Source organism: Cytobacillus spartinae (assembly GCF_042865285.1).
GTDB lineage: Bacteria > Bacillota > Bacilli > Bacillales > Cytobacillaceae > Robertmurraya_A > Robertmurraya_A spartinae.
In genome coordinates, this window is record NZ_JBIACK010000033.1 from 1 (window position 1) to 2,010 (window position 2,010).

At 35.2% G+C, this 2,010-nt stretch carries 2 protein-coding genes; both read left to right on the top strand.

Annotated features, from left to right (window positions below):
* Nucleotides 1–234 precede the first annotated feature (234 nt).
* Entirely contained in the window at nucleotides 235–735 is a 501-nt protein-coding gene (tpx, locus tag ACFYKX_RS27170; protein WP_389365445.1) for a thiol peroxidase, read from the top strand.
* A gap of 153 nt (nucleotides 736–888) precedes the next feature.
* Nucleotides 889–1,872: a class I SAM-dependent methyltransferase gene (locus ACFYKX_RS27175; RefSeq protein WP_389365446.1), complete on the top strand. Its 984-nt coding sequence runs from the start codon at nucleotides 889–891 to the stop codon at nucleotides 1,870–1,872.
* Nucleotides 1,873–2,010: the final 138 nt, after the last annotated feature.

Below are 2,010 nucleotides of genomic sequence, written 5' to 3' on the forward strand. Positions count from 1 at the left end.
TAACTTAATTTTAACAGAGAATGTCCTTATTTTTTATTTAAAAAATAATCAAAGCCTGTGAAATTTTACTCTCGTAAAACTTCACAGGCTTTTTCATTTCAGAGGAGGGTTTTGTCCCAGCCTCTTTCTTATGTATAGAATTTTTATTACTTTAAGGTATCTATTATTTGCAAAATTTACTATGAACCGCTATGATTTACACTAGATAAATGATGTTTTTAGGAGGATTATAAAATGGCGTCTATTACATTTAAAGGAAATCCAGTTACATTACTAGGTACGGAAGTAAAAGTAGGAGATAAAGCTCCTGATTTTACAGTGCTAGCTAATGACTTATCACCTGTCACTTTAGAATCATCTAAAGGGAAAGTTCGTCTAATTAGTGTTGTTCCTTCTGTTGATACAGGAGTATGTGATGCTCAAACTCGTCGCTTTAATGAGGAAGCTGCAAATTTAGACAATGTTCAAATTTTAACAGTAAGTGTAGACTTACCTTTCGCTCAAAAACGTTGGTGTGCTGCTGCTGGTATCGAAAACGTTCAAACAGTATCTGACCATCGTGACCTTTCATTCGGTGAAGCTTATGGAGTTGCGATTAAAGAATTGAGATTATTAGCACGTGCAGTATTCGTTGTGGATTCAACTGATACCGTTACATACGTAGAATATGTAAGTGAAGCAACTAATCACCCTAACTATGAAGCAGCAGTTGAAGCTGCTAAAGCAGCAAAATAATTCACTGGGCCTCGATGCATCGGGGCCTTTAATTTTTTTTGTGTTTTGACCATACTTGTTAACGTTAAGACTCGTCAATAAAATAATGGAATACTTTATTTATAACGTAAAATATATAAGCTATAGTACAAGCATTGGACAGGGGGACCTATTATGAAAATCTCTCCAGTTGAGGATTTGTTTACGGTTTTTAATGAAACAGCAACGATTTTACAAGAAGAGCTCTCTTGCACCTATTTGGAGGCATTGGCTGAGACGGGCGAAAACTTTTTCCAGCAATCGATCCTCCAAGAGGAATTGAGTGAATTAACGGTTAAAAGATTAAAGAAGAGCTATGAGAACTTTAATTTAAATAAGCATACTGCGGAAGATATTCGAAAATCATATCAGCTTGCCATCCTAAAGGGAATGAAGGAAAGTGTCCAGCCTAATCATCAAATGACACCAGATTCTGTTGGGATGCTTGTAGGTTATCTAGTCAATAAGTTCGTAAAGAAATCATCATTAAGTCTCCTGGATCCAGCCATTGGGACAGGAAACCTTTTAACCACTGTTATAAATTATCAGACGGATAAACAAATTGAAGCAATAGGCATTGATATCGATGATTTGTTAATAAAGCTAGCTTATGTAAATGCTAATCTACAAGAACATTCCATCCAGCTTTTTAATCAAGATAGTCTTGAGCCACTTTTTATTAATCCTGTGGACACAGTTATAAGTGACCTTCCAGTTGGATACTATCCAAATGATGTTAGAGCGGCTGAATTCGAGTTAAAAGCCACCTCTGGCCATTCATATGCGCATCATCTATTCATAGAGCAAAGTGTGGCCTATACCAAGGAAGGTGGGTATTTATTTTTCGTAATACCTAATGGTCTGTTTGAAAGTGACGAAGCGCCAAAACTGCATGAGTTTTTAAATGAACATACATATATTCAAAGTGTTCTTCAATTACCTTTATCCATGTTCAAAAATGAAAAATCAGCGAAAAGTATACTTATCCTCCAGAAAAAAGGAGAAGAAGCACAAGCTCCAAAACAAGTTTTGCTAGCTAGCTTACCTAGTCTTTCAAAAGCTACTGCGGTTGAAAAAATCTTACAACAGATTGATGAATGGATGATAGAAAATAAATAGCAAATGAATGAGAGGCTGGGACAAAACTAGCTTCAAATAGTGAATTAGGAGAAATTGAGTAAACTCAATTTCTCCTTTGTCTTTTTTTTGCTATTAATTCTTATTAAATTTTATCTGTTGGCCGTGAATTTACGTAAA

Excerpts from the sequence above, each read along its gene's own strand:
- tpx (WP_389365445.1), top strand. The coding sequence starts at position 235 with ATGGCGTCTATTACATTTAAAGGAAATCCAGTTACATTACTAGGTACG.
- ACFYKX_RS27175 (WP_389365446.1), top strand. The coding sequence starts at position 889 with ATGAAAATCTCTCCAGTTGAGGATTTGTTTACGGTTTTTAATGAAACA.